Source organism: Niabella yanshanensis, from assembly GCF_034424215.1.
Taxonomy (GTDB): domain Bacteria; phylum Bacteroidota; class Bacteroidia; order Chitinophagales; family Chitinophagaceae; genus Niabella; species Niabella yanshanensis.
In genome coordinates this window covers 872,743-893,481 of sequence record NZ_CP139960.1, presented here as the reverse complement: position 1 = coordinate 893,481, position 20,739 = coordinate 872,743, and the positions used below count along the sequence as shown (strand labels likewise).

Genomic DNA, 20,739 nt, shown 5'->3' with positions numbered 1-20,739 from the left:
ACCTTTTTTTTATTTTTTTAAAATCGCTTCCAGGCGGTCGTGGGCCATATTGATACCGTATTCAAAAGGCATTTTTAATTGCTGATCGCGAAGCTCCACCGAGCGGTATAGTACCTGCATGGTCAGTTTACTGGTATCATCCGTTAATGCTTCAAATTCCAGGTATTCCAACTGAACATCAAAAGGAGCGTTTTCCATTTCAAAAGTGCGTATCATCTTTCGATCGGGTATCAACGTATGTATAACACCATTAGCTTTAAACAACACATTGCCTTGCGGATCAGTTGTCTCAAACTGATACCCTCCATGTGGCTTCGCTTCAAATTTTAAGACCTTGTTACCCATCCATTGTTCTATAATTCGGGCATCCGTATGCGCCTCAAATAGTAATTCAACCGGCAGATCGAATTCCCGGGTTATGGTTAATTCCTGCCTGCCATTTTCGGCATGTATTTTTGTCTTTCTTTCCATCGGTAATGGTTTATTTTAAGGGTGCTTGTTTAATCGTGTTTTTTCTTTCCGCGTTGCTTCATAATGGCTTCCAGCTTATTGAAACGGTCGTCCCACATTTGCCGGAAAGGTTCAATGAAGTCATCAATCTCTTTCATTTTTTTCGGATTTAGTTGATAATACATCTCACGGCCGTTCGGTTGCGACTGCAGGAGTTCGCACTCAGTAAGTATTTGTAAATGTTTAGATACTGTCGGTCTTGCTGTATCAAAGTTGGCTGCAATTGCACCGGCTGTAAGCGACGGAGCGGCTGTTAATAATAATAATATGGCCCTTCGGGTAGGATCGGCAATGGCTTGAAATACATCTCTTCTCAGATTCATTGTGTAGCTATTTGACTACAAATATATATGTAGTTATTTGACTACTCAAATTTATTTTGAAAAGTTTGCCTGAATCTGCAGAAGGTTAAAATTCTTTTTCTCCCATCTCACTTTGGGGAAGTACTATTTTCCGGTTTTTGCGCGATAAATTAAATCCTACCGAAAGTTGTAGTTGGTCGGGCTCATAGATATAATGGGTTGTGGTGTAAAAATCATTACCCCGGGTGGTGATGCGCTGCCGGTTGGAAATATTTAAACCCCCATCCATATTCAGCCACTGCAACTGGAAGTACCATCGCTTATTTGCAGTTGTTTTTTTGACAGTGAAATGGGGGGTGATGAAGGCGCCGTCTTCACCCTGGGCGGTAGCCCGCCGGGAAATATAATTCAAGCTGAATTGGAGCAACCAGTTTTGAGACAGGTTAAATGACTGGGTACTGTTGATACTGTATACCAGGCTGCGGTTTTGCACCGGTAACGTCCCGTTGAAAATTTTTCCTTTAATCTGGTAGTCGTACAAATTACCACCCAACACCAATTGCCACATTTTACTTAGCGCAATGTTCAGATTAGCTTCCAGGCCGGTTTGTAAAGCGCGGCCGGCATTGGTAAATATCCGGTTGAGTATCGTATCTGCAAATACACTATTCACTCTTTGAATGGGATTGTCAATGCTTTGATGATAAAAGGTTGCAAATAATGTATTCTTTCCAAAACTGTATTCAATACCCGCTTCATAAGTGCCGGTAAACTCCGGTAACAGGTTTGGATCACCCTGCTCCAGGGTTTCGGAGTGTTCCCTTTCGGGTACCGGGTTCAGTTCAAAGTTATTAGTACGTTTAACCCTTTTATTATAGCCTGCCTTCAAAACGCTATGTTCTGAAAGAGTGTATCTTATCAGAAGAGAGGGAAACAGGTTGGTGAGCTGCAATTGGTTTTGATGACCTGTATTGGATAGTAACAAATCCCTTTCCGAATGTTCCAGTCTTAATCCTGCGGCATAGTTGAATGCTTTTGACGAACCGTTGTATTGAATGTAACCCGCATGAATACGGTTCTCTACCCGAACCGAACTGCTGAAATGGGGATCTGTTTCAAACTGTTTGCTTCCGTTGATCCGGGTTTGGTAGAGAAAATTGCCCTGCTGGTGATCGTACCGGAACTGGTAGCCTGTTTGAAGGTTTCCGCTCCCTATTTTTTTCTGATAGTCAAGTTTGGCCCGGTAAGCATTAAGCGGGTTGGTATTGGGATTGACGGTATACTGGATGGTGTCCTTAATGTATGGATATTGAACATTCAGGTTATAAGTGGTTCCCGAAAGATCCGCCCGCTCAAGTAACCCTGAAAAGCTCAGCCTCGATCCTTCACTAAAATCGTGGCTGTAGTCCAGGTTTGCTAAAGTAAAAATGCCTTCCTTGTTTTGTGTATTCTCATTATAATAGGTATGAGACGACCAATCGCCGGTATTCAGATCTTGCCGGGTATTGTGGTAGATAAGATCAGCCACCCGGCTCTGGAACTTTTTTCCGGTATAAAAACCTGCAGTGAAGTTATTACGGGTGTCCGGTTTAAAATTCACAGAAAATCTTCCACCATAATTATAACGTTGGAAACTGCGCTCACCTGAAGAGGGGAAGCTTGTTTTTATGCCATCTCTTATAGTATATACATCTCCTTCCCGATAACCCGCTATATCATTGCGCAGGTAATTAAGTCCCAGGTTCCAGTTCCATTTCTTTTTGTTATAGCTGGTGGATAGGTCTACCCCATAGCGTTGGGGATTATTGTATCGTTTGTTATCAAAATCATTTAATGGCGGAGTTCCACCCATTATATTGGCTTGTACCATCCATCCGTCTTCTACACCGGTTTTGGTGACGATATTGATAACACCACTTTTTCCATCGGCGTCGTAGGCTGCACCCGGACTCGTGATCACTTCAACCCGCTCAATGGAACCAGCCGGCAATTGTTCCAGCACCAGGGCCGGGTCGGTCTGAGTTGGTTTGCCGTTTAATAAGAGTAGAAAGCTACCCGAGCCTCTGAATGCAATTTCGCCCTGGGCATTAATGGATACTGAAGGCAAATTTCTCAGTACATCTGTTCCGGTTCCGTTGGCCGCATTGCCAAACTGCGATGCCTGGTATACCTGCCGGTCGATCTTAAATGAGGATGGGGCCTTACGACCGTCCACTATTATTGCAGCCAGCGACTGTACCCGTGGAACCAGTTGAACGGTCCCTATATTCGCTATTGAACCGTTGGGGGATGGGAATGTTATTTCAACATCCTTGTAAGAAGCATGACTGAATTTTATTTTTTCGGGCCGTCTATCCGTTAAACTTATAGAAAAAGTGCCGCGCTGGTCAGTTGTGCCGCCTGCGACAATAACTGATGATTTTTCGACAATATGTATTGTAACGCTGCGTATGGGTTGTTGGTCGGAGCTGTCAAGAAGGATGCCTTTGATAGTAATGGTTTGAGCCAGGCAAAATAACGGTGCAAGGAATGCTGAAAAAAGAAGAGTAACCCGTGTCATTATGTTTTAAATTTCGCTGTACCAGCAAAATTTAAGAATCAGGACATCAAAAAATGGTCTATTTGAAAATACATTGGTATAACATCCCTGCTTCAGGGAAGTCTGAGCTGCGATGGCGTAGAGCCTGTATGCTTTTTGAAGTATTTGGTAAAATGGGAGTTATCTTTAAACCCCAACCGGTAGGCAATTTCTGAAACGGACTGTTGGGTGTATAGCAGGAGTCTGGATGCCTCAGATACAATATGAGCTGATATGATTACAGAAGCAGGTTTGCCCGCTTGTCTTTTACACGCGGCATTTAAGTTTTGCGGCGAAGTATGCAGCTGACGGGCATAATAGGCAACATTATTGATCAGGCTTTTTGAAGCAGAGAGCTGTTCGCAAAATGAAAAGTATAAATTTCCCGGTGATTTTGTTACTGAAGTGGGTAGCTGTTGCAACAATTTTGTAAGTAAGGCTTTCATAAGGTGTATCAAAACAGCGTTTTGTTTTTCAATTCCTTTATTTTCCTGCACTAACAGTTCAAATAACGACTCTATAGCCGGTGCTTTTTCGGGATCTATATTCAGAGCGCTGCAAGTGCTGACCCTGGATAGCAAATAGTTAAGCTCATAATCAAAATACTGGTCGACAAATGTTTTTTTTAGTATCAATACATAGCCTGCCGGATCGGAATCTATATTCCAGAAATGCAGTTGGTCCTGTTGAATGATATGTAAAACCGGTGGTATGATAATAAAAGTGTCTGCATCAATTGTATGCCTGCCCGAACCGGCGGATAAATAAACCAGTTCGATATAGCTATGGTGTTTGTGTGGCGCCGTTGTTCTTACATTTTTTCTGAAGGCTTCTATCTTAATACCCTTTGTATTCTTTGCTTTGTCCTTGATCTCAATGGGGTAACTCATTATTTATATTTATGGCCAGTATATGGAGCAGTACTGAAGTTTTGAAAAATACAAAAAAGTTTCCAGCATGAGAGGTTATTACATGTATAAAATGGGAGAAGGTGATTTTTAAAGATGCGGGTTGAATTGTTTTTTTAAGGTAACGTATTTAGGGTTCAGCAGAGTTTACTAAATTAGCGGCACCTTATTCCGTTTTAACAGTTATGAACCCTGGTGATCCTCAGCAAATGAACTATTCGGATAAAAAATCTGATGAAGTAAGCGTCCGTGAGCACGGGCAGGGAGGCGAAGCTTTGCTCCTTTCTGTATTAGACTCCTCTCTTGACATCATCCAGGCATTTGATGCGGTGAGGGATCAATCGGGCGGTATCATTGATTTTATATGGAAAGTACAGAATAAAAAAGGGCTTGAGCAGAATGGCGATGTAATAGGCAAAAGCCTTCTGCAGCACAATCCGGGTGTAATGTTGTCAGGTATTTTTGAGCGTATGGTTAAGGTGGTAGAAACCGGCATACCCAGTGAGCAGGAACAGTTTTACTACCATGAACAATTCAAAGATCAGTGGTTTTACCAGGCGTTGGTCAGACAGGGGGATGGGGTAACTATGACAACCAGGGATATTACGGCGCAAAAAAAGGATCATTTAGAAACCCTGGCTGCAAAAAGGCGCCTGGAGGCAGTGATCAACGTTTCGGCTATAGCGCTGGCTAAGTTGGTTGCAGTTAGGGATAGGGAAGGAATTATCATCGATTTTATATACGAATGGCTTAATGATGCAGCTATCCGGATGGGCATTGATAAGGCTGGCAAAAGCCTGTTGGCATCTTTTCCTTACGCTCGAATCAGTGGCTTATTCGGGCTGATGGTAAAAGCATCTGAAACAGGAGCAATGCAGCAAACCGAACTTCATTATGCTGCGGAAGGATATGATTGGTGGTTGTATTATAAAATTGTAAAGCTTGACGATGGCGTGATGTTTTCGTGTGATAATATTACAGAACGGAAACAATCGGAACAGGCACTACAGGAGCAAGCCCGTTTAATACAAGCCGTTACAGATGTGATGCCCGATATGATGTCGGTGGTAGCTTTACCTTCGAGGGATATTATATATGCAAATCGTGATGCATTGGTTACCCTGGGGTTTGATGACGAAAGGGTTGCTATTTCTTATACAGAACGTAGGCGTTTATTTCACCCCGAAGATTTGCCGGCTCTGGAGAAATATTATCAACGTTTCATTTCGCTTACCGACGAGGAAGAGAATAAAGTAGAATACAGGCTGCGAAAAAGTAATGGCGAATGGGTATTGTTGTCTGTAAGGGGGAAAGTATTTAAAAGAGATGCCTTCGGCAATGTCTCCCAGGTACTGATGATTGGCCAGGATATTACCGAACGCAGGAATCGGGAGCGGCAGGTGTTGGAACTAAAAGATCAGATAGCCCAAAAGGCTAAAGATCAGTTAAAGCAAAGCGAATCGCTGCTGGCCAGCATATTTAAAGCTTCACCCGTCGGCCTGGGTTTTTTCGATACCAGGGGAGAGGCTGTTTTGTTGAACGATGAGATGCGGCGCTTTTTACCCACCGGAATGATGCCCTCCCGGGATAAAAAAAATGTTGACCGGTGGCTGGCTTTTCAACCTGATGGGAGCAGGATAAAACCCTATGATTACCCGGGGACCAGGGCTTTAAAAGGCGACCCCATTCTGCCTTTTCTTGAAATGCAGTATCTCGGTGATGATGCTGATCCCATCTGGGCGCGGGTTAGTTCCATTCCCTTTTTAGACGATAAAGGGGTTGTGCTGGGCTTTATTTCCGTTATTACAGATATTAATGAGCTCAAGAAAACGACAGAAGAGCTGAAGGTGAGTGAACGTCAATTAAAACAGCTCCTGAAACAAAAAGACGATTTTATAGGTATTGCCAGCCATGAGCTTAAAACACCTGTAACCAGCATCAAGGCATATGGTCAGCTGGTTCAGGCCAATCTGGAGCGGGCCGGAGATCATAAGAACGCCAATTTACTTGCACGGTTAAACGGACAGGTGGACCGGTTGATCAGTCTCATCAATCAATTACTGGATCTCACAAGAGTGCAGGAAGGAAAGTTGCAGCTACATACTGAAGATACAGATATCAACGAATTACTGCACGAGCGCATTGAAGAAATACAGCCCACAACTTCCAGCTATTTTGTATTACACCCGGAGCCCCTTCCGCTGATAAAAGTGGATCGGGAAAGGATTGGTCAGGTAATAACCAATCTGTTATCTAATGCTATTAAATATTCGTCGCCCGACACATTAATAACTATTGGTTCCGCCACTCAGGCCAATGGCATCAGGGTCAGCGTAAAAGATCAGGGAGAGGGCATTGCAGAGCAAGATCAGCAAAAAGTATTTGAACGTTTCTTTCGCACAACAGACGGGCATACCCATCTGGCGCCAGGCATGGGACTTGGTTTATATATCTCTGCGCAAATTATCCATCGCCATGGAGGACATTTTACGCTGGAGAGTAAAAAAGGAGAGGGCTCTGTTTTTTCTTTTTTCCTGCCGTTCGAAAATACAGGTAGTTCAATTGCTTAGCGTTTTATTTTATGACAGGCTCCCGCGCGAAAAGCCCGGTATTGTTCCAGTCTTTCCAAATTTTGATGCAGGTTCGCCGTCAGCCTTTACGCTTGTTGTTATTGCCTTTTTGTTGTTAACAGCTTGCAATAAACGTTTAACCCAATGGAGGTGAGATCATTTGCAGGCGATTTTCAAAGCACAATAACTGAACCTAAAATGTCGGAGGAGGAGCGGTCAAATCCGCATCCAGGAATTCATTGATCATAGGTATCAGCCAGTCTGTTCGCTGCATCATACCAATATGAGTGGTGCCGGGCAGAATAGCTAAACGGGATTGCGGCAGGCCATGGATGTCACCCATTTTTCCGCCTCCCTTCGCACGAAACAATTCAAGCGCATGTTCATAACGCACACCATCCGCATCGCCAATTGCCATAAATAGCGGCGCTTTTATTTGTTGCACAGCTGCTGTCCAATCGTATGGCTTCAGATCGATGCTCATTACCTTTTTTACAAATTCGGAAAAATGTGCGGGATCGTTACCCAAACTGTCATACTGTTTTTGAATGGGAGTTCCTCTGAACATTTCGGCATTAATCCCGGCATAACTGGCTTCTACATCCGGCCACCAACCATCATGTGCGTAGGTTCCTGATAATATAATCAGGCGTCGTACCTGCGCCGGATGCCGCACTGCCATCTGGAAAGCCACGCCGCCTCCCATACTGTAACCCAATACATCAGCACTATCCACCTTAAGATGCTTCAGCAAGCCGGATACATCATCCGCCATAGCTTCATAGCCGAATTCACGGGATATATCGCGGGTTCTTCCATGACCCTGCATTTCAGCTACGATAACCCGGCGGTTCGGCGCGAGCAACGGAATAATATGTGACCAGTTTAGTGGTATGGTCATAAAAGACCCGTGTAGTAGCACGATAGGTTGTCCCTGCCCGTATACTTCATAATAAAGTTTCAACCCATTTACATCGGCATAACCCGTGTCTTTTGGTACCGGCATTTGCTGGCTGCTACTATCTGAAGACTGTTTACCGGCTGTTTCTTTTGGAACCGGCTGCCGACAGGCTATAACTGATACAACCAATGCCATAGCACAATAAAAGTTTAGAAAAGGCTTTTTCATATAAAACATTTTTGATCTTACAAAGCTCAGCATCTCTGCATATAAAAGAACTGGTGGTTAGCGACAATCATTGGTGTTGAATGCGACATGTCAACTAAATAGGCAGTTTAGAGCTCAACAGAAAGAAATAGCTGCTTATAATTGAAAATATTTTTTTTTAACCGATAAATGCTTATTTTTGCTTTGTAATTCAAAGTGCTTTTAAATTAAGTAAAGTTCATTAAAAAGATAGTTATGAAAAAGCAGGTAAAACTTTCTCGTTCTTTGATGACCATTGCATTGGTCACTGTTACTATACTAATGATACCTTTTGTGGCGATGCAATTTACCAGCGAGGTCAATTGGAGCGTAGCAGATTTTTTAATCATGGGTGCCCTGATATCCGGCACGGGTCTCACCTATGTATTAATTAACCGGTTCGCACCCAACTGGGTGTATCGCATAGCAATTATCGTTGCGCTGGGTACTACATTTTTGATGATTTGGGCTAATATGGCTGTTGGTCTTATTGGCAGCGGGCCTAATGCCGGCAATATTATGTATGCTGCCATAGTGCTGGTGGTAGTAATTGGTATCCTGTTTTCACGGCTCAGGTCTTCGGGTATGGAACGCACTATGTATGCGATGGTATCGTCACTAATAATACTAACCGGGATTGCTTTACTTTCCGGAATGAATCATTATCCCGGCAGTTCCTCCAGCGAAATAGTATCAGTGGGGGCATTTTTTGCGGCACTTTTCTTATTGTCCGGCCTTTTGTTTCATGCGGCCAAAAACCCGGGGCTTGCGCAGCCGGCTTCATAACACACTATAGGTTCAGGGAATATGCTAGTTAAACTGCTGCCTGAATGCTAATGGTGAAAGACTGGTTTTGCTTTTAAAAAGTTTGCTGAAAGATTGAGCATACTCGAATCCTAATGAATAGGCTACTTCGCTTACCGACAGATTAGTTGTAGATAAGATCTGTTTTGCCTTATCAATCAGCCGGGCATGTATATGTTGCTGGGCATTTTGGCCCGTATGCGCACGTAGCATATCGCTCAGGTAGCTGGGAGAGAGATGGAGCTGGCCGGCGAGATAAGCTACGGTTGGCAGGCCCTTGCTTAAAGCTGCATCGCTGTTAAAGTAAGTTTCAAGCAGGGTTTCCAGTTTTTCTAATAAGGTGGTATGTGCTGCCTTCCGGGTAATAAACTGCCGTTTATAGAAGCGGTTGGCAAAATTGAGTAATAGCTCCACCTGCGCGATCACAATCTCCTGGCTGAAGTCATCAATACGACTCTTTAGCTCCTTATCCATCATATCGAATAGCGAGAAGATGGTCGTTTGTTCCTCATCAGACAAATGGAGTGCTTCATTAGCAGTATAAGAAAAAAAACCGTATTGTTTAATAGCGCGTGCCAACGGATGTCCCAGGAAAAAATCAGGATGAATCAAGAGGGTAAAATAACAATCGCCCGCAGGCTCGGTTGCCGCGGTGTGTCCGCCAATAACCTGGTGTGGAGCAGCAAACATCAAACCGCCACCATTAAAATCGTAATAATCCTGCCCATATCGAAGCTTGCCACTTATGGGAGGCTTAAACGATATTTTGTAAAAGCCGAGCACATGCGAGCTGCCTAAAGCATGCGAACAAATAGGTAAATGTTTTCCGTTGATCAAACTAATCAATGGGTGCCGCGGCTGCGGCAATCCCATCAGCCGGTGTGCCTCTGGTATTGAAGCAAACTGCTGGTGACTGAATTCTTCCTTTTTCATTTATTAAACTATATAACAACAATAACCGGCAACAGGTTTAAATGCCGGTTATTGTTTAAACGGATTAATTATTTCGCTGCTCCCTGTGCGGCATCCGATACTTCGGCCCAGGCTTCCCATTCTGCCAGGCGTTGTTCATAAGCGCCACGGGTCCAGGGCAAGCCCTGGTTACCCAGCAGAAAACGCAAAGGCGGCTGATCGGCGTCTACTATTTTAAATATAGCTTCGGGTGTGGCTGCTGGATCGCCCTTCTCTAAATGCTGGAGGTTTTCTGCAAAACTGGTCTTCAGACCGGTATAGATATCCATACCCCTGGCAAATTTTAAGGACTGCTGGCTGCCGAATTCGGTCGCATAGGCGCCCGGCTCAATAATAGTTACTTTAATGCCAAAAGGCTTTACCTCTTCGGCCAGGCTTTCATGAATTGCTTCGAAAGCCCATTTGGATGAGCAGTAATAGCCGATGACCGGCAGGGTTACATGTCCCAGGTTGCTGGATGTGCCTAATATATGCCCGTAGCCCTGTTCACGCAGCAGGGGGAGCGCTGCCTGGACCACCGCTACCGGTCCTAGTACATTGGTTTCGTACAAAGCGCGTATTTCATCGGCCTGAGCCTCTTCAATCGTGCCCACCAGGGAGTAACCTGCATTATTGAGTATGATGTCCAGTTTGCCAAAATGAGCATGAGCCCGTTGCACTACTGTTTTTACCTGCTCCGCATTGGTTACATCCAGCTCCAGCGTTAATACCCGGTTACCATATTTTTCGTTCAGGTCGGCGATGCTGGTCACGTTGCGCGCTGTGGCTGCTACCTGGTCACCACGTTCTAAAGCTGCCTCAGTCCATACCCGGCCAAAACCGCGTGAGGCACCGGTGATGAACCATACTTTACCTGTTGTTGCTGTCATATTAATTATTATTTAGAGATCAAAGGTGGCCTTTGCCATAAAATTGTACCTAAGCTAATTGCGGTACTTTGTGTTCAAATTGCGGATCGTTCAAAGCTGCCGCCCGGGATCCGGAAAAACTGATCTTATATTTTCCCGGAGCGTTTTACATTTGCCTGGAAAAGCCGGCTCAAATCAATATTGTCCCCCCAATGAAATGGAATAAGATATCACCCGATCCATCCGTAGCTTTATTTGTAAAAGCGATCCTGATCTTTGAAGAGGTGGAGGACAGGGATGACAACGTACTATCATTTTATGCTGATGGTTATCCGGGCCTGATGTACCACGAAACCCGCGGTGGCATGTGCGTGCAGCCGCAGAATAAAAAAATGCCGCCTGCCTATCTTTACGGGCAAACAATCCATCCCATTGATATTCATCTGAAAGGGGCTTACCGTATTATGGTATTTCAGTTGTATCCCTTCGTGCTCAATAGTCTTTTTAATGTAGATCCACAGCTGCTGAATAATGACTGCTATAACCTGGAGCAGCATGATCATTGGTCCCCATTTGCACAACGCTTATCCAATCAGGATGTAACTGCACAGATCTGTATAATACAGGAATTCGTTTCCGGACTGGTCAGTAATAAAAAGAAAGCACCCGATGCCGAAGTAGGGAAGGCCATCGGATTAATACTGGACCGTAGGGCGCAGATCAGCGTAAAAGAGATCTGCGAAGCGCTGTTTCTAACGCCCCGCTCGCTGGAGCGGCGTTTTTTAAAAGCAGTAGGCTTATCTGCCAAAGATTTTATCCAGATCACCCGGTTCCAGCAATCGCTCGAGCAGCTGGCCGAAAAACAATTTACTAAACTTACAGATATTGTTTATACTAATGGCTTTGCCGATCAATCTCATTTTATAAGAGTATTTAAAGCTTTTACAGGTAAAACACCCAGGGGGTTCCGTTATTTTTAACGGCTTATTTTGTCGCATTTGTTCAATTTCCGTCGGCGGAGCGTAAATAGTTTTGTTGCATCAATTTAAAAACAGTAAATATGAGCAACAGAATTTTAGTAACCGGCAAAACAGGCTGCCGGGTATATACGGCACTTACCAATACAGGCGCTGATGTACGAGCTGCTTCCCGCAACAGCCCTATTCCTTTTGACTGGTATGACGAACACACCTGGCCCCAGGCTCTTGCCGGTATTAGCAAAGTATATATTAGCTTTCAGCCCGACCTGGCAGTGCCGGGTGCAGTGGACATTATCAACTGCTTTATACAGTCCTGCCGGATAGCCGGCATTCAACATCTTGTACTGTTATCGGGTAGGGGAGAACCTGAGGCTGAAGCCTGCGAAGAAATTGTGATACAATCAGGCATGGATTGGACCATTGTACGTTGCAGCTTTTTTATGCAGAATTTCAGCGAAGGATTTTGGACTGACGGTATTATAAACGGTGAGCTGGTGCTGCCGGAAGTGGTAACCAGGGAGGCATTTGTAGATGCTGATGATATTGCCGCTGTAGTGGTGGAAGCATTCATCACCGATCGTCACAAGGGCAAAGTGTATGAATTAAGTGGACCTGAATTGCTTTCGTTTAATGAAGCTGTTGCTAGAATTGCTGATGCTTCGGGAAGGGATATACAATTGAAGCAGGTTCCGCTGGAAACCTACATTATCGTCTTGAAGGAACACCAGGTACCGGAGGAAATTATAGCATTGATCGGTTATTTGTTTACCACTACACTTGACGGCAGAAATGCATCAGTAAAAGAGGATATAAACGAGGTACTGGGCCGCCCGGCAGGCAGTTTTGACAAATATGTACAAAAGACATTGGCAGCCGGTTTATGGTTGAAACATTAAATAAATTCTTATGAACATTTATTTCATATTATATGGTTCATGCCTGCTGTTGACGGGTCTTTCAGCCGGACTGTTTTACAGCTATCAATGCTCTGTAATAAATGGGTTGGGTGTTTTACCCACCCGCGAATACCTCCTGTCTTTCCAGGGGATTAATAAAGCCATTCTTAACCCTGTATTCTTTGCCAGCTTTATAGGTAGTCTGCTCTTGTTAGTGTTGACGGCGCTCCTGGTTTGGTATAATAGCATCAGCGACCTGCTTCCCTACCTGGTTACCGCATTGATCATTTATGCCCTTGGTGTTTTTGCAGTAACCGCAGCAGGTAATGTCCCCCTGAATGAGGAGCTGGCACGGCTGGATCTTACAACTGCTACGGGAGCTGAACTGGAGCAGTTCCGCCAAAAATTTGAAGTGCGTTGGAACAGGCTGAACCTGGTACGTACCATAGGGGCTATTCTCGCTTTTATGGCGTTGATCATACCCTGCATCAAAAAGCTGGCGGCAACTATTTAGTTGCCGCCAGTTGCGTTTTAAACCAAAACATCAGGTACTTATTTATCAAAGCTGAGCGCCTTGAGTATTTTATGAAATATAGCAGTGTTTTCATACACGCCGCGAAACAACTGCGATTGTGGTCCGTAGGCAAAAACCGGAACCGGTATCGCTGTATGATCGCCCGTAGAAAATTGCCCGCTGATAAAGTTGCGGTTATAATCGCCTGCGGTTAATGTAAGGCCGCCGGTTTCATGATCGCCTGTTACAATTACCAGGGTTTCACCATTGCTGTCGGCAAAGCGCATGGCGGCGCCTACTATTTGATCAAAGTCTTTTAGTTCTGTAACCACATCCGGCAATACATTGGCATGTCCCCCATGATCAATTTGTGCTCCTTCCAGCATCAATAAGAATCCGCTTTTATTCTTCGACAAACGTTGCAGGCTTTTTTCAAAAACCTGTAATGACCAATTTTTACGGCCTTTCGATGTTCGTATTGCTGCAATACTATCCGCAATAATGATCGGTTTAGTTTGTGACCAGCCGGTGCCGGCAAGGGAGGTTGACACATTGAATTTTTTGACTAAGTCGGTATAGGCCGGATCTTTTTGAATGGCACCCGCGCCTGCCAGTATATCTACCGGCGCATTAACCAGGTCTTGCAACATGCCGGGGAAGTTGCTGCGCTCGGCGCGATGGCCATAAAAAGCTGCAGGCGTTGCATCCCGCATATCCCCGCTGGTGATGATGCCCGTTTTCCATCCCTGCCTGGCAACCAGTTCTGTTAAGGAAGGACGGGCTACACCGGTATGATCTACGCCTACGGAACGGTTATTACCCTTGTAACCTGAAGATATTGCCGTGGCGCCCGGCGCAGAATCGGTTATATAGTTATCGTAAGAACTGGTTTTGGATAACCCGATCTGCATCATATTAAATACATTCAATGACTGGTTGTTGGCGGTATAGCCCGCATACCATTGTGCCAGCCCGGTACCATCACCGATCAAAATAATCAGGTTTTTTACCGGCTTATCCAGGCCGTCATTACGGTAAGCAGGCTGATAAGCCACATGTGTTGCATCTGCCACATAATAACGGTTGGGCAGCGTTTCTAGGAATTGAGATAGCAATTCTATATGATCGGTATTGATAAAGTCTACGCCCATATCCAGGTAGCTGTACCAGCTGTTGACGATGTCGGGGGCATTCCAGAAGCGGATCTTTTTTTGTTGTGCATGTGCTTTCGATATTGCGGCCTCCAGTTTCAGCTTTTCGGCTTCAGGCAATCGCCCTTTACCATTCCATTTTGAGTAGCGGGCAAAATTGTCGCTGAACAGCGCTACTTTTTTTAAAGCATCCGGGTTATAAGTACTTGTCAGGTCTCCATCAAATAACAGCCATGATGGGTACTGCTTATAACTTTCAATGGGTGGACGGTTACCGGTGATCACGATATGCAATGTTTTAGACCCCGTCAATGAAGGATACTGCGATAATTCATCCAGCAATGCTTTTAGCGTGGGAACCGCTTCTGTTTTCAGATCGATTAATAATTGCAGGATGCGTGAACTACCGGCATATACCCGTCCATTATTTTGATCAATCACTTTTTTCAGCGGCTTCAAATAAAGGGTTTCCAGTGTTCGCTCTTTTTCTATCTCCCCGGCGGTATGTGCCACCATCAGCTTACCTTCTTTCAGAAAGACATCTGCTTCAATAGAGCCAAATCCTTCATGGTATGCCAGCCAGAAGGGGAATTTCTGCAGGTAATCGTTATGTGAATGCGCGGCAGCTGTAGTAGGAGTGGGTTGCTTTTTTTGTGCTATGGCCGGTGATAGGAATATTAAGTTGAGTGCCAGGCATAGCAAGCCAGAACTAACTACCTTATTGTTTAGGAATGACCGTTTCATTAATGATTTCGTCTTTATAATTAATAAACTGTATGATTGCTTTTTCGGGAGTTATCGAAAATGTGGCAAAGCCCTGTGCCGTGGAAACAAACTTACCGTATTTTGGATATAAACCTGCAGGCCTGGCTTCCGATGCAGCACCCGAAATAATATAATGGGTGGGGCCATCGGGCTTAATGTATTCCTGGTGGTGCTCGTGGCCTGCTATATAAATGTTCACTTTATGTTTACGGAACACAGGTTCCAGTAAATGGCGCATGTTTTTCGTATCCTGCCTGTCTTTCCGCCAGCCCCCGGTGTACAAGGGGTGGTGACCTATTATAATCTTCCAGCGGGCATTGCTGTTGGTCAGCATGCTGTCGATCCAGTTCAATTGCGTTTTTACCGCACCCTGTACATATTTGATACCATCGTATCGCTCACCCCTCATTTCTTTTTCCATCGGGTCTGTATCAATGAATAAAAGTAAGACTTTGCTGGTGTCGGCCTTGTAAGTTTGGCTGTAGTATCGGGCCGGCATATGCCACCTGCTGCTGATAGCGCTGTAAGCTACCTGTGCATCGGGGTTACTGGCATAATCGTGGTTGCCCAGTACCGGGAACCATTTTACATGCAGCGATTGGGCGTTATAGATGGTTTCGAATGAGCTGATCCAGTGATAATCCTGCGTGCTTTGTACGCCGTAGGGATAGAAGTTATCACCGGTAGCTATCACGAAAGAAGCATCGAGATCGTGCGCCGCTTTACCCATACCGGCTGCTACCTGTTTCTGGTAGTTTTCACCGTTGCGGCCCCAGTCGCCCATTACAATAAAATCAAGGGCTCCGGGCGTTTTCTTCAAACCTTTTATAGACCCGCCTGCGTAGCCCAGGTCATCCACCAATGGCGCCTGTGCCCAACCGAGTAATCCCAACAGCTGGATGCCAATAACTAGTATAATTTTTTTCATGATGTAAGTATAGAATAAACCTGGCTGCAGCTATCAGGCAATACCAGGAATATTAAAAAATAAAGTGATGCGCATGCACTAATATCCCGGGTTTTGTACAAGGTACCCCGGTACATTACTGGCGCCGTCAATAGCGGTTTGTGGAATAGGAAAGATCCTTTTTTGCTTATCCGTACTGCTTTTTTCTGTCCAGCTATCTTCATATTTACTGAAACGGATCATGTCGGTACGGCGCAGGCATTCCCAGTATAATTCAAATCCCCGCTCCCTGAATAAAAGGTCAAGGTTCATGACATTTAATGCTGGTGGCGCCATACGGGCCGTACGCGCTGCTCTTACCGTATTCACATCTGCCAATGCGCCCGGAGCATCATTGTTGGCACGCAGCTTTGCCTCTGCTCTCATCAGGTAAATATCAGCCAGTCTTAATATAACAATATTGGCTTCACCAAAATTACGGCCGCTTACCGATTTTCTGCTGAACTCATACTTGGAAACACGATAGCCTGAAGGATAATTACTACCCGCAGTTGTAAAATCTACCTGCTCGGTGAAGTTTACGGGCAGATCGGGACGGTTGCGGGTATCATGGGCCAGCCGGCTCACGAGCATATCGCCATTGGCACATTTTACAAAAGCGCCACTTCTTCGGATCAGGCCGTACTGCTGACCTCTTAAGATACCCCGATTGATATGAAACTGAGCAGCCGGGATGCACGTATCACCCGAACCTGGCCTGATCTTCAGGTTGTCTTTAAAAAAACGGGGATCAATTACCGGATCTGCAGGTGTATAGGCATCCACCCAGCTACGGTAAAAATCGGAAGTAATGGCCGGGCCATCGGTGCCATTGGCTGCAACATATTGCGGAAGCGGGAACTGGTCGCCGGAAAGAGAAAAATAAGCCATGCGGTTATGCCCGTTGAGATCAGCGCGTTGATCCACCGCGAAAATGATTTCTTTGTTGGTATCGTTGTTATCATCAAAAATAGCGAAGTATTCAGGCGATAAAGCATACTTACCAGAGGCGATCACTTTATCCGTATACTCGATCACTTTGTTCATATCTTCCCTTTGAAAGTCCGGGGTTCCATACACATCACGGTAAACCGCCGCATTCAGGTAAAGTCTGGCCAGCAGTCCCCAAACCGCTTCCTTCGACAAACGGCCGTGCGTTACGTCTGATGCCAGATCGGGTTCTGCTGCAAGAAATTCGCTTTTGATGTATTCATAAGCTTCAGCCCCTCTTGCTACACGGGAGAAATCATTGGGATTCTCTTTGATGAAGACCACGCCAAATATATCCAGCATTACCATAGAGTAATAGGCGCGCATAGCCCTTGCTTCTGCCAGGAAGGTTTTGGCTGATGCAAAAGTAGAGGTAGGTAGAACGCTGATAGCGCTGACACAGCGCGAGATGCCCTGGGTTAAAAAGTTCCAGGTATTGCGTCCGGGAGCATCGGTAGTGCCAAAATTATGGGAGTGCAGCGCAATATAGATACCATTGTCGCCCCAGTCAGTGCCGCCGCGGTAAGGCAGTATGGCTTCATCGGTAGAGATCTCCTGCACTGCCAGGTAATTGGTGTGTAGAAATAGGTTCGGTAATGTCGCGTAAACCGGTGCAATGAATCCTTCGGCGGTTTCTTTTTCTGTCTGTCCGCCTGCTGACGATTCATCCAGGATATTTTCGTTTAGTTTGGTACATCCGGCCAACAGCAATGCAGCAGTAATAACACACAGTGATATTGTAGAAATAATCGTTTTCATATATAAAGTGATTTATAAAGTAATGTTTAGTCCCACCTGAAAGGTGCGGGGCTTGGGATAACTGAGATAGTCGATGCCATAGGACAAAAACCCGTTTACGGAACGTTCCGTATTGACTTCCGGATCAAAACCATTATAAGGTGTTATTACAAACAGGTTCTGACCGGTAAGTGAAATGCGCATGGCTTTGATCCAGTTGGCAAAGCCAAGGGCCCTGGCATCAAATGTGTATCCGAGAGACAGGTTATTCAGTCGAAAGAAATCACCGCTCTTTAAAAATCTTGAAGATACCGGCGCTGCATTATTGACATCTTCTTCGGGATATTGTATAGCCTCAGACGTGGTATTGACTCCTTTCGATAACAGCAATTTGTAAAAGCTGGCGTTGGCTGTATTATCGTAGATCTTATTGCCGGTAACACCATTGAAGTTAACAGCAAAATCAATCCCTTTGTAAGCCAGGTTACCATAAAAGTTATACATATTCTTTGGTAATGCAGTTCCTAATGCCTGGCGGTCTTTATCATTTACTACATTGTCACCATTTACATCTTTATACCTGCTTTTACCTTCTTCATCAAAACCAATAAATTCCAGCAGGTAAAAAGTACCTATCGGCTGGTTGTTGACATAGCCGTTAATGGTAGCTGAGCTAAGCCCCGAACCTGATGCAGAACCCGTAGCTATCACTGTATAAGGCGAGTTGGTTACATTGTTTTTAATGAAAGTGGTATTTCCGCCTATCGTATAGGATAAACCACCTGCAGAAGTATTTTTATAATACAGGTCTACTTCAAAGCCCTGGTTGGTGATCTTCATATCCTGTACATTATTCCATACGCTGGGCGCCGGTTGAATAGGGTCGGCAGGTATTACTTCCAGCAAGATGTTGTTGGTTACCTTCCGGAAATAATCGAGCGTACCACCTATTTTCCCGTTCAATAATTCGAAATCAATACCGATATCGGTTTGAGCAGAAACTTCCCACTGCAGATCGGGATTAAAGAGCCTTGCATAAGTAGTTCCGCCCGGGTAGGCGCCTGAAGTATACAAGGGGTAACTGGCTTCCAGCGTTGAGGTAAACAGGGCCTGTGTAATTTTGGGCGGAATTTCCTGGTTACCCGTTTGTCCCCAGCCGGCTCTTAACTTCAGGTTGGTTAAGACACTGCTGTTATAAAAATCTTCCTGAGACACTACCCACGCGCCCGAAAGGGAGGGAAAGTAACCATACTTATTGTTCGCACCAAATTTGGATGATCCGTCTGCCCTGAAGGTTGCCGTGAATAAGTAACGGTTTTTGTATTGATAATTTAGCCTGGAAAAGAACGACTGTAATTCATTTTCAAAAGCATAACCCGACGGACGGTTTCCGGCAAGGGTTAGCTCTTGCCCAATGCCCGGGTTATAGATAGGCTCTACACTGGATATTGGAAACTTGTTGACACTATTGCCCCGGCCCTGAATAAATATATTCTGGTAAGAATGACCTGCCAGCAAGGTAAACTGGTGGTCGCCAAACGATCGGTTAAAGGTGAGGTAGTTTTCTATCAGGTAGTTTTTATTATGCGTGGTATAAGTTTCGAGGCGACCGTCTCTTAACGGTACTGTATTAGGCAGCGATTGTATATCTCGTGTAGCGTTGGAATTATCAACACCAAAGTTGACCTTATACGTCAGTCCTTTTAAAATGGTCAATGTACCCGCCAGGTTTCCTATGATACGGTTGTTAATAGTCTTATCCTTTTCCAGTTCCAGTACTTTCAATGGGTTGATGCCATTTTCAAATTGAAACGGCTTGCCATCCTCACCATAAGCAGGTATGGTAGGATTGGTAGACAGGGCACCACCGATCAATCCACCGATATTAGGTCGCAGATTGGCTGTGTTATTGGCACTGATGCTGGCATCTATTACCAGGCGGTCGTTCAGTAACTTTTGCGAGATATTTAACCGGCCCGTATATCTTTTCAGATCGTTACCTTTAAGAACACCTTCCTGTAACTGCATACCAAACGATCCATAATAGGTGGTGCCGTTATTACCGCCTGATAAGGCCAGGTTGTGGTTTTGTGTAAAAGCGGTGCGTGTTACTTCTTCCTGCCAATCGGTACTGCCCCCGAAATCTTCAAGTGTTCCGCCTAAAGCCACCACTTCTTTTTTATACTGTTCCGCATCGAATACCGGTAATTTGCCAGCCAGTTTGCTGACCCCTGCGGTAAACGAGTAATTAAGAGAGCTAAACCCTGATTTGCCTTTACGGGTTGTAATGATTACTACACCATTGGCGCCCCGGGAACCATAAATAGCTGTAGCCGATGCATCTTTCAATACGTCAATTGATTCAATGTCCTGTGGGTTTAAGAAGCTCAATTGGTTAATGGCGCCTCCAACCGATGAATTATCAAGCGCTAACCCGTCTACTACATAAAGTGGTGTATTACCGGTTCTGATTCCACCGGGTCCCCGTACGGTTATATTCTGTATGGCACCGGGTTCGCCGCTTGCCGAGGTAATATTAACACCAGATACTTTACCCTGTAAAAGTTGTTCAGGGGAGTTGATAATACCCTGGTTGAACTCAGCAGCTTTTACCGATTTTACGGATCCCGTAAGATCCTGTTTTTTAGATTTGCCGTATCCCACAATCACTACCTCTTCTTCGGTAGCGCCCTGGCTAAGTTCAAGCACCACATTCAATGACAATGTGGCGCCGGCGAAAGATTGCTGACTCACCGTTCTGGTAGCAAAACCTACATGTGAAATTACCAACTGGTAGCGGTTATGAGGCAGGTTAAAAAATGAAAAGCTTCCATCCGCATCTGTTTGTGTGGTTTTACTATAGGTATTGGTACTGTCCGAGATGACAACAGTAGCATTGGCAACGGGAATCGATTGCTCATTTGTGATCGTTCCTTTAACTGAGGGTTGACCCTTTTGTGCGGCACTGGTTACCCACATGATACTACACCATGCAAATAAGAACCAGGCGGGTATCCGGCCTTTAAAAACTTTAAACATCATCTTCATTTTTTTTAAAGGGCCAAAGGTTCATTATTGGCGGCGAAATGATGTTTAAACAGCGTTATCGAACTGTTATGT

The 20,739-nt window shown here is 44.9% G+C and carries 16 protein-coding genes; 5 read left to right on the top strand and 11 right to left on the bottom strand.

Annotated elements, in window-relative coordinates; genetic code table 11:
- Positions 1 to 9: 9 nt before the first annotated feature.
- The 4 genes from U0035_RS03300 to U0035_RS03285 all read right to left on the bottom strand — a co-directional run bounded on the left by U0035_RS03300 (position 10) and on the right by U0035_RS03285 (position 4,280).
- Positions 10 to 471 (bottom strand): SRPBCC family protein, encoded by a 462-nt coding sequence (locus U0035_RS03300; RefSeq protein ID WP_114792918.1) that lies wholly within the window; start codon positions 469 to 471, stop codon positions 10 to 12.
- 29 nt (positions 472 to 500) lie between these two features.
- Positions 501 to 833 carry an ArsR/SmtB family transcription factor gene (locus U0035_RS03295; RefSeq protein WP_114792917.1) on the bottom strand — a complete coding sequence of 111 codons (333 nt, stop codon included), beginning with the start codon at positions 831 to 833 and terminating at the stop codon, positions 501 to 503.
- Between the two features lie 85 nt (positions 834 to 918).
- A complete protein-coding gene (locus U0035_RS03290; protein WP_114792916.1) occupies positions 919 to 3,372 on the bottom strand; it encodes a TonB-dependent receptor in 2,454 nt (817 codons plus the stop codon).
- A 92-nt stretch (positions 3,373 to 3,464) separates the two neighbouring features.
- Complete coding sequence (locus U0035_RS03285; protein WP_114792915.1) at positions 3,465 to 4,280, bottom strand: helix-turn-helix domain-containing protein; 816 nt, start codon at positions 4,278 to 4,280, stop codon at positions 3,465 to 3,467.
- Positions 4,281 to 4,483: 203 nt separating this feature from the next.
- Here U0035_RS03285 and U0035_RS03280 point away from each other — a divergent pair, with 203 nt between their 5' ends.
- The gene (locus U0035_RS03280) at positions 4,484 to 6,868 is read left to right on the top strand and encodes a PAS domain-containing sensor histidine kinase (protein ID WP_114792914.1); all 2,385 of its coding nucleotides are present in this window, start codon (positions 4,484 to 4,486) and stop codon (positions 6,866 to 6,868) included.
- A 193-nt stretch (positions 6,869 to 7,061) separates the two neighbouring features.
- Here U0035_RS03280 and U0035_RS03275 read toward each other — a convergent pair whose 3' ends face one another.
- Positions 7,062 to 7,997 carry an alpha/beta fold hydrolase gene (locus U0035_RS03275; protein ID WP_211316547.1) on the bottom strand — a complete coding sequence of 312 codons (936 nt, stop codon included), beginning with the start codon at positions 7,995 to 7,997 and terminating at the stop codon, positions 7,062 to 7,064.
- Between the two features lie 234 nt (positions 7,998 to 8,231).
- Here U0035_RS03275 and U0035_RS03270 point away from each other — a divergent pair, with 234 nt between their 5' ends.
- A complete protein-coding gene (locus tag U0035_RS03270) occupies positions 8,232 to 8,801 on the top strand; it encodes a hypothetical protein (RefSeq protein WP_114792913.1) in 570 nt (189 codons plus the stop codon).
- Positions 8,802 to 8,825: 24 nt separating this feature from the next.
- Here the strand turns inward: U0035_RS03270 and U0035_RS03265 are convergent, their stop codons facing one another.
- Positions 8,826 to 9,752 carry a helix-turn-helix domain-containing protein gene (locus tag U0035_RS03265; RefSeq protein WP_114792912.1) on the bottom strand — a complete coding sequence of 309 codons (927 nt, stop codon included), beginning with the start codon at positions 9,750 to 9,752 and terminating at the stop codon, positions 8,826 to 8,828.
- A 68-nt stretch (positions 9,753 to 9,820) separates the two neighbouring features.
- A complete protein-coding gene (locus U0035_RS03260; RefSeq protein WP_114792911.1) occupies positions 9,821 to 10,660 on the bottom strand; it encodes an SDR family NAD(P)-dependent oxidoreductase in 840 nt (279 codons plus the stop codon).
- A 191-nt stretch (positions 10,661 to 10,851) separates the two neighbouring features.
- On the opposite strand from U0035_RS03260, the gene U0035_RS03255 reads away from it, so the two are divergent.
- The 3 genes from U0035_RS03255 (at position 10,852) to U0035_RS03245 (ending at position 13,029) form a co-directional block, all read left to right on the top strand.
- Positions 10,852 to 11,619 (top strand): helix-turn-helix domain-containing protein, encoded by a 768-nt coding sequence (locus tag U0035_RS03255; protein WP_162818006.1) that lies wholly within the window; start codon positions 10,852 to 10,854, stop codon positions 11,617 to 11,619.
- Positions 11,620 to 11,699: 80 nt separating this feature from the next.
- Entirely contained in the window at positions 11,700 to 12,515 is an 816-nt protein-coding gene (locus tag U0035_RS03250; RefSeq protein WP_114792909.1) for an NmrA family NAD(P)-binding protein, read from the top strand.
- Between the two features lie 10 nt (positions 12,516 to 12,525).
- The gene (locus U0035_RS03245) at positions 12,526 to 13,029 is read left to right on the top strand and encodes an anthrone oxygenase family protein (RefSeq protein WP_114792908.1); all 504 of its coding nucleotides are present in this window, start codon (positions 12,526 to 12,528) and stop codon (positions 13,027 to 13,029) included.
- Positions 13,030 to 13,067: 38 nt separating this feature from the next.
- Here U0035_RS03245 and U0035_RS03240 read toward each other — a convergent pair whose 3' ends face one another.
- The 4 genes from U0035_RS03240 to U0035_RS03225 all read right to left on the bottom strand — a co-directional run bounded on the left by U0035_RS03240 (position 13,068) and on the right by U0035_RS03225 (position 20,661).
- Positions 13,068 to 14,924, bottom strand: a complete 1,857-nt coding sequence (locus tag U0035_RS03240) for an alkaline phosphatase (protein WP_114792907.1) — start codon at positions 14,922 to 14,924, stop codon at positions 13,068 to 13,070.
- Positions 14,899 to 15,873: a metallophosphoesterase gene (locus tag U0035_RS03235; RefSeq protein ID WP_114792906.1), complete on the bottom strand. Its 975-nt coding sequence runs from the start codon at positions 15,871 to 15,873 to the stop codon at positions 14,899 to 14,901. Before U0035_RS03235 ends, U0035_RS03240 begins: the two co-directional genes overlap by 26 nt.
- 78 nt (positions 15,874 to 15,951) lie before the next feature.
- Positions 15,952 to 17,640, bottom strand: coding sequence for a RagB/SusD family nutrient uptake outer membrane protein (locus tag U0035_RS03230; RefSeq protein WP_114792905.1), 1,689 nt, complete (start codon positions 17,638 to 17,640; stop codon positions 15,952 to 15,954).
- Positions 17,641 to 17,652: 12 nt separating this feature from the next.
- Positions 17,653 to 20,661, bottom strand: a complete 3,009-nt coding sequence (locus tag U0035_RS03225; protein WP_211316546.1) for a SusC/RagA family TonB-linked outer membrane protein — start codon at positions 20,659 to 20,661, stop codon at positions 17,653 to 17,655.
- Between the last annotated feature and the right edge of the window lie 78 nt (positions 20,662 to 20,739).